13 protein-coding genes are annotated in these 12,501 nt (G+C 64.9%); 4 read left to right on the top strand and 9 right to left on the bottom strand.

What is annotated here, in order from left to right; all coding sequences use genetic code 11:
• Positions 1–448: 448 nt before the first annotated feature.
• From DPV74_RS32695 to DPV74_RS32705, 3 genes are all read right to left on the bottom strand, one after another.
• Positions 449–1,213 (bottom strand): hypothetical protein, encoded by a 765-nt coding sequence (locus DPV74_RS32695; RefSeq protein WP_143066122.1) that lies wholly within the window; start codon positions 1,211–1,213, stop codon positions 449–451.
• Positions 1,214–1,219: 6 nt separating this feature from the next.
• Positions 1,220–1,651 (bottom strand): hypothetical protein, encoded by a 432-nt coding sequence (locus DPV74_RS32700; protein WP_059485981.1) that lies wholly within the window; start codon positions 1,649–1,651, stop codon positions 1,220–1,222.
• Between the two features lie 87 nt (positions 1,652–1,738).
• Complete coding sequence (locus DPV74_RS32705; protein WP_091921659.1) at positions 1,739–3,367, bottom strand: tyrosinase family protein; 1,629 nt, start codon at positions 3,365–3,367, stop codon at positions 1,739–1,741.
• 927 nt (positions 3,368–4,294) lie between these two features.
• Between DPV74_RS32705 and DPV74_RS32710 the strand changes: the two genes are divergently transcribed.
• Together DPV74_RS32710 and trpS are read left to right on the top strand one after the other, a co-directional pair.
• Entirely contained in the window at positions 4,295–4,450 is a 156-nt protein-coding gene (locus DPV74_RS32710) for a hypothetical protein (RefSeq protein WP_162923199.1), read from the top strand.
• Positions 4,451–4,659: 209 nt separating this feature from the next.
• Positions 4,660–5,673: a tryptophan--tRNA ligase gene (trpS, locus tag DPV74_RS32715; protein WP_027792476.1), complete on the top strand. Its 1,014-nt coding sequence runs from the start codon at positions 4,660–4,662 to the stop codon at positions 5,671–5,673.
• Between the two features lie 113 nt (positions 5,674–5,786).
• Here trpS and DPV74_RS32720 read toward each other — a convergent pair whose 3' ends face one another.
• Entirely contained in the window at positions 5,787–6,197 is a 411-nt protein-coding gene (locus DPV74_RS32720; protein ID WP_021157925.1) for a VOC family protein, read from the bottom strand.
• Positions 6,198–6,574: 377 nt separating this feature from the next.
• Here DPV74_RS32720 and DPV74_RS32725 point away from each other — a divergent pair, with 377 nt between their 5' ends.
• Positions 6,575–7,021, top strand: coding sequence for a hypothetical protein (locus DPV74_RS32725; protein ID WP_091921658.1), 447 nt, complete (start codon positions 6,575–6,577; stop codon positions 7,019–7,021).
• Positions 7,022–7,043: 22 nt separating this feature from the next.
• Here the strand turns inward: DPV74_RS32725 and DPV74_RS32730 are convergent, their stop codons facing one another.
• The 5 genes from DPV74_RS32730 to DPV74_RS32750 form a co-directional block, all read right to left on the bottom strand.
• Positions 7,044–7,430: a VOC family protein gene (locus tag DPV74_RS32730; protein WP_091921656.1), complete on the bottom strand. Its 387-nt coding sequence runs from the start codon at positions 7,428–7,430 to the stop codon at positions 7,044–7,046.
• Positions 7,431–7,465: 35 nt separating this feature from the next.
• Positions 7,466–8,059: an SMI1/KNR4 family protein gene (locus DPV74_RS32735; RefSeq protein WP_119338684.1), complete on the bottom strand. Its 594-nt coding sequence runs from the start codon at positions 8,057–8,059 to the stop codon at positions 7,466–7,468.
• 80 nt (positions 8,060–8,139) lie between these two features.
• Positions 8,140–9,060: a bestrophin family protein gene (locus tag DPV74_RS32740; protein WP_027792473.1), complete on the bottom strand. Its 921-nt coding sequence runs from the start codon at positions 9,058–9,060 to the stop codon at positions 8,140–8,142.
• A 163-nt stretch (positions 9,061–9,223) separates the two neighbouring features.
• On the bottom strand, positions 9,224–10,231 hold the full coding sequence (gene cydB / locus DPV74_RS32745) for a cytochrome d ubiquinol oxidase subunit II (RefSeq protein ID WP_060350094.1): 1,008 nt from the start codon (positions 10,229–10,231) through the stop codon (positions 9,224–9,226).
• Positions 10,232–10,234: 3 nt separating this feature from the next.
• Positions 10,235–11,635, bottom strand: coding sequence for a cytochrome ubiquinol oxidase subunit I (locus DPV74_RS32750; RefSeq protein WP_091921652.1), 1,401 nt, complete (start codon positions 11,633–11,635; stop codon positions 10,235–10,237).
• A 425-nt stretch (positions 11,636–12,060) separates the two neighbouring features.
• Between DPV74_RS32750 and DPV74_RS32755 the strand changes: the two genes are divergently transcribed.
• A partial coding sequence (locus DPV74_RS32755) for a formate dehydrogenase accessory sulfurtransferase FdhD (RefSeq protein ID WP_205571960.1) occupies positions 12,061–12,501 on the top strand: 441 nt, incomplete at its 3' end.

A 12,501-nucleotide genomic window follows, 5' to 3' on the forward strand; every position in this document is an offset into this window, starting at 1 on the left:
GGGCCGTCCCAATCGCTTCTCCGCGAACTGCCGCAGCAACGGGTCGAGTGCGTCGTCGCTCATGGCTCACACCTCCTCGAGGTCGGCCCGCGTCGCCGGTGCGTGCGGTTCGGGTGCGGATGGACGCGGCGCCGGGGCGCCAGCGCCGGCGCACTGCAATGGATATCGCATGGTGTTCTCCGGGAAATGGACAATCGGCGGCCCCGCCGGAAATTTCGGCGGGACCGCTGCAGGGACGAACCGTGCGACGGGTCTGTGAAATCGGTCGTCGCCGTGCGTCGCGCCTACGCCGGCGGGCCATGCGCAGGCAAGCAGCGCCCCCGCGCATGCCGGCCGATACCGTTGCGCCCCGTTCGCCCGCTGCCCGGTGCGTGGTCTCTTTTATTGAAATCGACCTACGCCGCGATCATGTTCCGCCGAATTCGATCTCCAACCTGCTTTTGCGATCCTAAGTAATCTGGCCGTTCTTGTTTCGCAAGCGGCCTTTCAACGATTCCTCTGCGAGGGCGGCTCGATCGCTCAGTGCGTAGAACGCCAGCATGCTGACGAGCATCGCAAAGGCCACGCCGCTCGTATCCCAGCGCAACCCCACGCTGAACGCCATTGCCCTGATCGCGGTCATGCCGAGCGCCATGACGAGCAACATCCCCGCGAATTCGAGCGCGACCCGTACCGGCGCCCGGACGAGCACGCGTACCGGGCCGCGTCGATGCCCGTCCTTGCGGTCGGCCTCGCGCCGAATCAACAGCGCCAGCATGGCCAGCATCGACATCGGGAACCACTGGAGGTGGAGCACGAGCATGTTCCACATGGCACCGGTATCGAGCGTGCCGCCGCAGATGTCGAGAATGGCCTCGAGGGGCGCCCGCATCGCATCGAGCGTCAATCCCGCGCAGATGGCGGCCATGCACCAGCGCATCGACCGGCGCGCGCACCTGCCCGGCGATCCGCCTCTCGTCGAGTACCCCGCCAAGCCGCAGGCAAACGCACCGATGCCGTTCCATATCCAGCTGGAAGGGGCACCATGCAGCCGCGTCGGCAGGTCGCACGCCAGGTAGCCGAGGATCGCGAACGCCAGCGCGCCGCGCACGCGTTCGGGCATCGGGAGCATGGCCGTTCGCGCAGCCCCGGCCTCCACGCATGCGCGGATCGCGCCCGTCACCGTCGCCGGACGCCCGGCCGGGCCGGCCGGCGGAGCACTCGGGGCAGTCATGGCCGTTCAGGCGGGATCTCGCATGACCGCGTACCACGAGCACACCACCCCGGCCGGCGCGACGCCGCCGTTGCCGCTCGCATGCGGAACCGTCCGGACGATCGAGCCGGTCAGCGCCGGACGCTGGTTGATGCCGTTGGGCCAGGGCGCGCTCACGTACCCGACATAGTCGTAGACCCACTCCTCGCCGCTGACCACGCCGCGCCCCTGGAAGCGGACGGTGCCGGGATTCCCGTAGCTGATCCAGCCGTTGAGCTGCAGCTCCCATCCCGGGCCGAAAATGCGCCCCTTGAAAATGCCCGCCGGTGCATGCGCGATCTCGATCGTGCCGAGGCCGAATTCCAGGTCGTTGAATGCGGTGGCCGGGTCGGGATCGTTCAGGAAACTGCGATAGGTCCACTGGCCCACCAGGCTGCCGGTTTCGGGTGTGTAGCTCATGCGCGCGTCTCCCCTTCATGTCCATGTCGTCGAAATACCGAAGTGAACCGGCGCCACGCGATGGCGCCGGTTCGTCACGCGCCGTCGTTACCGGACCTCGAGCCGGAACAGTTTCGGCGCGGCCTGCGGAGCCGCACCGGCGACGGCTTGCGAAACGGGCGGCGAAGCCGGTTGTGTCTGCAGGCGTACGCCTTCGCGCGTATGGATCTCGACGTCGTACTGGGCCCCCTCCACCGCACTCACCGAGAACTGGTCCAGCGGAAAGAACGCCTTCACTTCGAGGTGCGTCTGGCAGTTCGCGCAGTACTGCACGCTCCAGCGGCTCAGCACGGCCTCCGTGCCGAGCAGGTGCCGCTCGCCGTCCACGTTGACGTACGCGGAGACCAGGAACGATCCCGCGATCGGCGCACGATTCAGCCCGGACACACGCACGACCTTGCTGCTGTTGCCGGCCGGCACGGTCGTCGCCGCCAGCGAGAGCTTCGGCAGGTCTTCCAGCGAACCGGGGCCGTACGTGTAGCCGAGCTGCTCCTCGATGTTGATGCAGTCGAGCGACGTATAGGCGCGCTCCTTGCCGTTCTCGCTCTTCTTGAACGGATCGAGCGGCGACGAGAGCGTGAGCCACGAGTTGGGCACCGTGCCCGGCGTCGGCCCCTGCGCGTCGACCGAGTTGGTGCCCGGATACTCGGCGATGACGTCGAGATGCTGCGTGAAGCCATGCCGCTTCTGCCACAGCCAGAACACGCGATCGATGAAGCAGTGATGGAAATAGAAGATCGGGTCGAGGCCCGCCGTGTCGTTTTCGCCCATGTCGCCGTTGGCGCCCGGAATCGGCGAGAGGTCTCCCTTGTTCGGGCCGTGCGGCACGTCGAACCCGCCGACCGCCAGGTGAATCTTGTTGTGCGGCGACTCGAGCGGGACGACGGGAATCGCGCCTTCCGGCAGATTCTCGTTCCACTGGGCCGCGGACGTCGTGTTGGAAAACACCGTGTAGTTCGGCGCGTCCAGGCACTGCTCGAACTTGCGCTTCACGTTGGTCGGCACCACCTTGCCCTTCACGACGATGTAGGACGTGAGCCAGTCCACGATGTTCCGGTTCAGCAATACCACGTTCTCCTTGGCATCCTTGAACTTGGCGTTGTGCTTCTCGGTCGCGGCCCGGTCCTTGTCGGTACCCACGAGCCCCGACAACGGATAGCGAACCGTGACGTAAGGCAGCGGCTTGCTGTAGTTCGGATCGTCGCCGTTGATGTTGTCGGTGATCGCCCGGTTGAACGTGAAGGAGGCCAGCGGATTCGGAATCTTTTCGCCGTCGAGCTCGAAATCCGGGTCGGTCAATGCCCACGGGATGCCTTTCGTCAGCGACTCTTCGCTGGTTTCGTCCCAGAACGGCAGCATCACCTGCTCGCAACCGGGGATGCTCTGCAGCGCCTGTTCCAGCCGCAGCAGGTACGCACGGTGCCAGGTGGGGAACAGCACGTTTCCGTGGTTGCAATAGCCGCCCCAGTAAGACGCCGAGCCCCAGCCGGCGCCACGGAACGGCTCGCCGTGGAAGCCGCCGATCATGAAGAACGAGTTCGGATCGTCGGGCGGCAATGCCTTGATGCCTTTCCACGCGCGCATCAGATCTTCCAGCGGCTTTTTGTTGCCTTTCAGATATTCGATTTGCAACGATTCGATCGACGGACGAACTCTGACTCCAGATGCGTTATTCATGATATATCCAGCCTCCTTCGTGGGTAGCATTAGGGCTTGGCCGCCAGGTTTTGAACGTAAGCAGGTAGTTAATAAAGCATTTAAACTCGCGCTCAATCGAATTCGTTTTATTCAAATATCGCGTGGCATTTTGAAAGCATTAATCGGCGGGCCATGGGCGGGCCCGCGTGGCCACCTGATCGCCTCCATGGGCGCGGACACGCGCAACAGGCGTAGCACGCCCGCTGGGAAGGGGCTGCGCCTTCAGATCGTAGGGATGCCGTGTTGAGTCGATGCCACTTCGTCAGGCACCAATACCTGACGAAGTGACTGTGATACCCCGATAGCGTTTTATCCTGATTTGGTATGAGTAAATAAAGCAGATGGAATTGGTTTTAGCAAGGTCAAGGCGACCTGAAATCTCAAAAAAATCCGGAGGCGAAAATGATGATTGGCCCGTTTAATTTTCTTAAATAATCACACCCATTTACGACGCGAGAGTAAAAAACAGGCTCGGGATAATCACGGGAGCGCGACGGTGTTGACGAATGCAATCGACTGAAAGAAACCTTACGGTTGTCAGTTGCCACGTATGCGGCTGAAAGCCCGTGGAGAACGGGCAAGGTTGCATCACGGCATCTGGACGACGCTATCCCGAGCCGATAGCGGCACGGCCATTCGACGCACCCCCTGCGGCCCTGTCCCCGACAATTCTTGACTGTGTCCGCGCCGCCGAACTGGTAGGATGCCGGTCGCCTCGGCATGGATGGCCGCCAAAGGGCGTTCAACCGTCCCTTTTTATGCCCGCGAGCGGCCAACCCGCCGTCCCGCCCGGGCGACACGGTGCCCGGCCGCACCCAGCCCCCGTCGAACCCCGCAACACCCCGGCGTCGCCTCACCCGACCCGTTGCAGCAACCGTTGGAGTGGCGCCTCGCGCGCCAGCAAGCATGAAGAACTCGAAGCCGCCCACCCGCCTCCCGCGCGAGAATGACCGTACGCCGCTGGTACGCGCCGGCGCGCTGCTGCTGATGGCCGGCCTGCTGTACCTGCTGTGGCCGTCGGCCGAAACCGCCTACCTTGCGATGGAGTCCGTCATCCGCTGACGCGGCACGTCCGTCCCCGCTCTACGCTATACTCGCGCAATGGAAACCCGACCCGCCTCGCCGAACGTGCATTGCTGGTGGCGCGCCTGACCCAGGCGGCCCGTTTCCTTTTGCATGTCTCAAACGTGATGCCGCCAGCCATGGCGGCATTTGCGTTTCTGCGCAGACGACATGGCTGGCGGCTTCGATAACCCGGAGCAACGACCAACATGACCCACCCGACCCGACCGACCATCCTCACCGGCGACCGCACGACCGGCCCGCTGCACCTCGGCCACTACATCGGCTCGCTGCGCGCGCGCGTGCAGATGCAGCACGAAGCGAAGCAGTTCCTGCTGCTCGCCGACACGCAGGCGCTGACCGACAACATGGGCCGCCGCCAGCGCGTCACCGAGAACGTGATCGAAGTCGCGCTCGACTATCTCGCCGTCGGCATCGATCCGGCGATCTCGACGATCGTCGTGCAGTCGCAGGTGCCCGAACTCGCCGAGCTGTCGCAATACCTGCTCAACCTCGTCACGGTCGCGCGCCTCGAACGCAACCCGACCATCAAGGAAGAGATCCGCCTGCGCGGTTTCGAGCGCGACATCCCGGCCGGCTTCCTGACCTACCCGGTGAGCCAGGCGGCCGACATCACCGCGTTCAAGGCGACGCACGTGCCGGTCGGCGACGACCAGCTGCCGATGATCGAGCAGACCAACGAACTCGTGCGCCGCTTCAACGCGACGGTCGACCGGCCCGTGCTGGTCGAATGCGAGGCCGTGCTGTCCGCGGTCACGCGGCTGCCGGGGATCGACGGCAAGGCGAAAATGAGCAAGTCGCTCGGCAACGCGATCACGCTCGGCTCGACGCCGGACGAGATCACGCAGGCCGTGAAGGACATGTACACGGACCCGAACCACCTGCGCGTGAGCGATCCCGGCCAGGTCGAGGGCAACGTCGTGTTCACGTTCCTCGATGCGTTCGAGCCCGACGTACAGAAGGTCGACGAGTTGAAGGCGCACTACCGTCGCGGCGGGCTCGGCGACAGCGTCGTCAAGCGCGTGCTGAACGAGCGGCTGCAGGCGCTGATCGAGCCGATCCGCGCGCGCCGCCGCGAATTCGAGGCCGACAAGGCCGAGGTGATGGCGATCCTGAAGCGCGGCACGATGCACGCGCGGGACGTGGCCGGCGCGACGCTCGCGGAGGTGAAGGGGGCGATGGGGTTGAACTACTTCGATTGAGCGGCGCAGGCAGCGCGTGCGTGAACGCGCGCCGCGCGCCGGACAGTATCGGGCCGGCGCGCGGCGGTCACCGCATCAGGTGCGCGTGCGTGCGTCGCTGCAACCGCCTCTCGTCACGATGCGTGCGCCGGCACGGACGCGTGGCACACCGCCTCGACCCGGTTGCCGGCCGGGTCGACGAGAAACGCCCCGTAGTAGTCGCCGTGATAATGCGGCCGCAAGCCGGGCTCACCGTCGGACTGCCCGCCCGTCGCGAGGCCGGCCTCGAAAAACGCATCCACCTGCGCGCGGCTCGCGGCCTTGAAGCACCAGTGCCGCTTGCTCACGCCGATTTCGGCGGGATCCAGGTAGATCGCGAGAAAGGTCGATGCGGTGTCGTTCGCATTGCAGCGTTCGCCGTAGCCGAGTGCGGTGCCCCGGTCATAGACCCGGGCCGCGCCCAGCGCGGCCATGATGGCATCGTAGAACGGGCGCGCCAGTTCGATATCCGGCACGCTGATTGACACGTGATCAAGCAGTTGCATTGCATCTACTCCGTTGAAGGGCACACGAGTCTACATGAGCGCGACAATTCGCGCCGAAGCCACGCTGCCGTTCGTGGGCAATACCTGCACACCCGACACTGTCACACGCGATGTCGTTCATGGCGGTAGCGGGCCGTCCCTTGGTCCGCTCCGCCGATGCCGCGCCCGCGCAACCCGCTATCGTTTCGCATGCGATCCACGGACGACGTTCTTCCGACTACATGCGTGGAGCACTTCGAGGTCGGCGGCCCGGTTTCTTGATAGGCTTCATTTCGGCTGCTCTCCTGTCCGGGAGCCTGGTCCTGGAAACCCGATCCGCACGGATTCCCGCAGGAACCGCCGCCTTCAACCTGCAACTACTTTGGGGACTCTGCCCAATGTCGGCCGACGAATCGATACACGCGTACCCGGGGGAAGCATCCACTTTCAATTGTGCGTGTTGTGGTAGCGAGACGAGGAGAATCACGGGCGAACTGCACCAAGGCGATTCAGTTGTTGGCGTCTACTTCGTCCAATGGGCAACCGGAAGGCCGGACCATCCGCCGATCATTGACCTCGTGTTGGGCGACTGGGGGGAAAGTGCCGGGCCTGCCGACCGCGTTCTGGTTTCATTGATCTATATTCCGCGCGAGGGAGGCGGTCCTGTCTCCATCGTGAACGCCGCTGAACGAGGTGTCGATAATTCCGGCTTGTTTGAATTCGCGCTTGCCCGGGAGCAGGTCATCGGTACGCCGCTGGCCCCGTTGGTGTTTCAGATGATCGATGCGCTCTGGATCACCGAGCCACGAATCGCAGAGGTCAAAGCACTGGACAACGTCGTGTAGATCAACCTCGAGAGGCGCGGCGTCACTTCATCTGCATCAGTTGAATCAGGTTCCCGCAGGTATCGTCGACGATCGCGACGCGCACAGGCCCCGCGTCCATCGGCTCCAGCGTGAAGTGGACGTCGAGATCCCTGAGCCGCGCGAATTCCGCATCGAGATCGTCGACCTGGAACGATGCCGCCGGAATGCCGTCCTCGTACAGCGCCTGCTTGTAAGGCCCGACCGCGCGATGGTTGCTCGGCTCGAGCAGCAGCTCGGTGCCGTCCGGCTGGTCCTTCGACACCACGGTCAGCCAGCGGTACCCGCCCACGGGCACGTTGTTCTTCAGCTTGAACCCGAGCTTGTCGGTATAGAACGTCAACGCGTTGTCCTGGTCGTCGACAAAAATACTCGTCACGTAGATTCGCATTTCAACCTCTCCTGAAATAGCAGCCGTCGCCGCCGCTATTCTTCGTCGAAATCGATGACAAACGCATAACCGCCGTCGATCAGCTGGCGCAGGTAGCCGTCGAAGTCGTCGGCGATCACCGCATAGCTGTCGGGATCGTGCAGGAAGCGCACGACCTGCCCGACCTTGCCGCCCGCCGCCGGCTCGAAGTCGATGTAGAGCTGCGACGTGCCGCCGTTGTTCATGCAATGCGAGAAGCACAGCCGCCGGCCCATCGGCAGCGCGATGTCGATGCGTGGATCGACGAGTTCGCCGTCGTCGTTCGCGTCGTCGCCGTAGATCTCGGCGATGCTGTCGCGATACTTCGTCCCTTCCTCGAGCATCTGCGCGGCCGACAGCAGGTAATACGGGTATTCGTAGACGTCGGAGCCCAGCACCAGCACGTTGACCGTCGTGCCGCCGTAGTCGCGCCAGTAGGTGCCGTCGATCGTGCCGAGCAGTTCGAGCAGGCTGGCCGGGCACTGCGGATACGCGGCACGCAGCGCGTCGAGCTGCGCGGGCGTCGCGCCCGTGGCGGCGGCGAGCGCCGCGTTGTCGGTGTCGGGCAGCATGGCACGCAGGCCGGCGAGATAGGTGTCGACGAGGGTCATCGCGTCAGATCCGAAGAACAGGCCAGCGCCATTCTAGCGCCCGACGCGACCCGCCCCTTCAGCCCCTTCCGCGCACCTGCCTACGTGATCTGGTAAGTCGACGCCGGCACGAATTCCTCCGGCAACGGGCGATCGCCCAGTTCGAGCACCGACCGTTCGATCGTGCGCGCCATCGCATCGAGCGCCAGCGCGTTCGGCGCGAGGCCGAACGGCTCGGCCACCTCGTTCGCGATCGCCTCGAGTGCGATCAGCGTGTACGCGATGAACACGCAGATCAGCGGCGTGAAGAACTCCGTCGAATCGACGAGGCCGAACGGCAGCAGCACACAATACGCATACACGGTGCGATGCAGCAGCACGCTATACGAGAACGGAATCGGCGTCGACAGGATGCGCTCGCAACCGCCGACCGATTTGCCGAGCTCGTCGAGTTGCGCCTCGAACATCCAGCAGGTCGCGTCGCTCCCGGGCGCGCGGCCCAGCGCGCGGACGATGCTGCCGCGCAGCTCGTCGAGGATCGCCACGGGCTTGAAACACTTGCCCGCGAGCGCGGCGGTGCGCTCCGCGCCGAGGATCCGCTGCAGGTCCTGCGTCGGATCGGTATGGCGAAGCTGATGCTTCAGCGCATAGGTGAACGCGATCAGCAGGTCGGCAAGCCGGTTGCGCTCGGCGTCGTCGACGCTGTCGGGCAGGTAGCGATTCAGTTGCGACGTCAGCGCGCGCGCCGCGATCAGCAGGTTGCCCCACAGATGCCGCGCCTCCTTGAACCGCTCGAAGCTCGCGTTGTTGCGAAACGCGAGGAAGATCGCGAGCGCCAGCCCGAACAGCGTGAACGGCGCCGTATTGAGGGGAATCTTCTCGCCGAAGATGCGCCCGTTCGTGAAGACCGCCAGCGTGCTGACGATCGCCATGAACACGAGCTGCGGAATGATCGATTGCAGCACGGAGCCGTTCCAGACGAACAGCATCCTGAGCCAGTTTTGTCGTGGTCGGACGATCATGGTGTTTTCTCGACTGCCAGGGAAATACGCGATACGGCACGCCGGCGCCCGATGCGCAGCGGCCCGCGCATGGCGGGCCGCTGTCGGGTGGATGCCGGGCCGGGCGCCGTGCTGCGCGAGATGATACGCCCGCGCGCGCCGCGCCCGTCACATCATGCGGCGCTCAGTGATAGCCGACGTCGCCCTCGCGCACCTTGCCACGGAACACGCGGTACTGCATCGCGTTGTACACGAGGATGATCGGCAGCACGATCACGGTGCCGATCAGCGCGAACTTCTGGCTCGAATGGCTCGACGATGCATCCCAGATCGACAGCGACGGCGGCACGATGTTCGGCCAGATGCTGATCACGAGCCCCGTGTAGCCGAGGAACACGAGCGCGAGCGTCAGCAGGAACGGCGTCGCCTCGTGCGTGCGCTTCACCGAGTGGAAGATGCCCCACACGCACGCGATGACGAGGATCGGCACCGGCAGGAACCAGCCGAGGTTGCCGCTGCCGAACCAGCGGTGCGCGACGGCCGGCAGCCCGATCACGGTCCACAGGCTGACCACGCCCATCACGGCGAGCAGCACGCCCGCGAGCGGCTTCATCAGCAGCCGCATCTTGCGCTGCAGCTCGCCGTCGACCTTCAGGATCAGCCAGCCGCAGCCGAGCGTCGCATACGTGACGAGCACGCCGATCCCGCACATCAGGCTGAACGGCGACAGCCAGTCGAACGGCCCGCCCGCGAACTGGTTGTTCACGATCTTGATCCCCTGCAGCAGCGAACCGAGCACGATCCCCTGGCAGAACGCCGCGAGCGCGGAGCCGCCGATGAACGCGAGATCCCACATGTGTTGCGTGCGGGTGGCCTTCGCGCGCAGCTCGAACGCCGCGCCGCGAAAGATCAGCCCGACCAGCATCAGCACCAGCGGCAGGTAGTTCGCCGGCAGCAGCGTCGAATAGACGACCGGGAATGCGCCGTAGAGCCCCGCGCCGCCGAGCACCAGGAACGTCTCGTTGCCGTCCCACACCGGCGCGACGGTGTCGAGCATCACCTGGCGCTCGGCCTTCGCATCGAAGAACGGAAACAGCAGGCCGATGCCGAGATCGAAACCGTCCAGCATCACGTAGATGAATACACCGAGGCCGATGATCGCGGCCCACACGACAGGAAGATCGATTTGCATGGCTTACTCCGCTTCGGTCACGTTCAGCGGCGTGGACAGCGCGCTCTTGCGCAGCCCCGGATGCCGGTGCAGCTCGATATACCCGGCCTGGGCAGCCGGCCCGCGCTTCATCAGTTTCAGCATGTAGTAGACACCCGTTCCGAACACCAGGAAATACACGACCACGAAGATCAGCAGCGACACGCCGACCTGCTGCGCGCTGAGCGGCGCGACGGAATCGACGGTGCGCAGCACGCCGTACACGGTCCACGGCTGCCGCCCGACCTCGGTCGTGATCCAGCCGGCCAGCAGCGCGACGATGCCCGACGGCCCCATCGCCACCACGAACCACTGGAACCAGCGGGTTTCATAGAGGCGCCCGCCCTTTCTCAGCAGCAGCCCGAGCAGCGCGGTGAGCAGCATCAGCATCCCGAGGCCGGCCATGATCCGGAACGTCCAGAAGATGATCGGCGAATACGGGCGGTCCTGCGGCTGGAATTCCTTCAGACCGCGAATCTCGCCGTCCCAGCTGTGGGTGAGGATCAGGCTGCCGAGGTGCGGCACCTGGATCGCATAGCGCGTGGTTTCGGCCTGCATGTCGGGCAGCCCGACGAGGTTCAGCGCCGTGCCGCCCTTCTCGGTTTCCCACAGCCCTTCGATCGCCGCGATCTTCGCCGGCTGGTATTCGCGCGTGTTCAGCCCGTGCGCGTCGCCGACGACGATCTGGATCGGCGCGAGCACCAGCAGCATCCACAGCGCCATCGAGAAGCTGCGCTTCACCGGCTCGTCGCGGCGCCCCTTCAGCAGGTGCCACGCGCCGCACGCGGCGACGATGAAGCCCGCGACGATGAACGCCGCGATCGTCATGTGCACGAGACGGTACGGGAACGAGGGGTTGAACACGATCTTGAACCAGTCGACCGGCACGACGAGGCCGTTCTCGATCTTGTAGCCCTGCGGCGTCTGCATGAAGCTGTTCGACGCGAGGATCCAGAACGTCGAGATCAGCGTGCCGACCGCGACCATCAGCGTCGCGAAGAAGTGGGCGCGCGGGCTCACTCGCTGCCAGCCGAACAGCATCACGCCGAGGAAGCCGGCTTCGAGGAAGAACGCCGTCAGCACTTCATAGGTGAGCAGCGGGCCCGTGATGTTGCCCGCGACGCGCGAGAAGCCGGCCCAGTTCGTGCCGAATTCGTACGCCATCACGACGCCGGAGACCACGCCCATCCCGAAGCCGATCGCGAAGATCTTCGACCAGAACTGGAACATGGATTTGTAGGCGGCGTCGCCGGTGACGAGATAGCGCCATTCCAGCACCGCCAGGAAGCTCGCCATACCGATGCTGATCGCGGGAAACACGATGTGGAACGACACCGTGAATGCGAATTGCAATCGTGCGAGATGGAACGCATCGAAGATTTCCATGACCGTAATTTGCTCGTGTTTGTGAGGATGTCCGCCCGAAGCAGGAAATCGCGCGACGGCTTGCCGACGACACATGCGAATACAAAACGGTCACTCGCATGGCATCGAAGCGTGAATGACGATATCGCGTTTGCAACGATACTCGCAATCGTTCGAACGTGCGCTGAAACTGTGCTGCTTCCGTTGCCGAAGATGTGTGTACGGAAAACACATTTCGCGCCGGCGGGACGATCAGCTGTACTGCTTTCCGCACTGCAGCGCTGTACATCGGGCGCACTGTTCATCCCCGTTAACATCCGATGCAATGCCTGCCCACGGCCACGGCGCGCCCCTCGGCCGCGCCCGCCCGGCAGCCCCGATTCCCCTGGTCCGGCGTACGCGCCCGACCCGGCCGGCCCGCCGGCCGATCCGCCTGGAGAAACCGCATGGAGTCCTGCATCCGCCGCGACGAACCGACCGGCAGCACCGCGTGTCATGTGACACGTCACCGTGCCGGCGAAGTGCGCGACACCGTCGACCGCGTCGTCGACGAAACGCCAGTTGCACTCGTGGTCAACGGTATTGCACACACGGTCATGATGGCGACCCCGATCGACCTCGACGCGTTCGGCCTCGGCTTCGTGCTCAGCGAAGGCATCGTCGAGCGTGCGTCGGACGTGTTCGACATCGAGAGCGAATGCCGGCCCGGCAGCGCCGAAGTGCGCCTGGCCGTGTCGCAGCAGGCGTTCATGGCGCTGAAGGCGCACCGACGCGCGCTGGCCGGCCGCACCGGCTGCGGTGTCTGCGGGATCGAAAGCATCGCGCAGCTCGACCTGCACCCGCCGCGCATCGCCGCCGCCGGCGCGGCCGCCGGCATCGGCGCCGAC

The organism is Burkholderia sp. HAN2018, assembly GCF_024704855.1.
Lineage (GTDB): Bacteria > Pseudomonadota > Gammaproteobacteria > Burkholderiales > Burkholderiaceae > Burkholderia > Burkholderia cepacia.

Coding starts and splice junctions, on each gene's coding strand:
- trpS (WP_027792476.1), top strand. CDS start 4,660: ATGACCCACCCGACCCGACCGACCATCCTCACCGGCGACCGCACGACC.
- DPV74_RS32720 (WP_021157925.1), bottom strand. CDS start 6,197: ATGCAACTGCTTGATCACGTGTCAATCAGCGTGCCGGATATCGAACTG.
- DPV74_RS32700 (WP_059485981.1), bottom strand. CDS start 1,651: ATGAGCTACACACCCGAAACCGGCAGCCTGGTGGGCCAGTGGACCTAT.
- DPV74_RS32730 (WP_091921656.1), bottom strand. CDS start 7,430: ATGCGAATCTACGTGACGAGTATTTTTGTCGACGACCAGGACAACGCG.
- DPV74_RS32695 (WP_143066122.1), bottom strand. CDS start 1,213: ATGACTGCCCCGAGTGCTCCGCCGGCCGGCCCGGCCGGGCGTCCGGCG.
- DPV74_RS32750 (WP_091921652.1), bottom strand. CDS start 11,635: ATGGAAATCTTCGATGCGTTCCATCTCGCACGATTGCAATTCGCATTC.
- cydB (WP_060350094.1), bottom strand. CDS start 10,231: ATGCAAATCGATCTTCCTGTCGTGTGGGCCGCGATCATCGGCCTCGGT.
- DPV74_RS32735 (WP_119338684.1), bottom strand. CDS start 8,059: ATGACCCTCGTCGACACCTATCTCGCCGGCCTGCGTGCCATGCTGCCC.
- DPV74_RS32710 (WP_162923199.1), top strand. CDS start 4,295: ATGAAGAACTCGAAGCCGCCCACCCGCCTCCCGCGCGAGAATGACCGT.
- DPV74_RS32725 (WP_091921658.1), top strand. CDS start 6,575: ATGTCGGCCGACGAATCGATACACGCGTACCCGGGGGAAGCATCCACT.
- DPV74_RS32705 (WP_091921659.1), bottom strand. CDS start 3,367: ATGAATAACGCATCTGGAGTCAGAGTTCGTCCGTCGATCGAATCGTTG.
- DPV74_RS32740 (WP_027792473.1), bottom strand. CDS start 9,060: ATGATCGTCCGACCACGACAAAACTGGCTCAGGATGCTGTTCGTCTGG.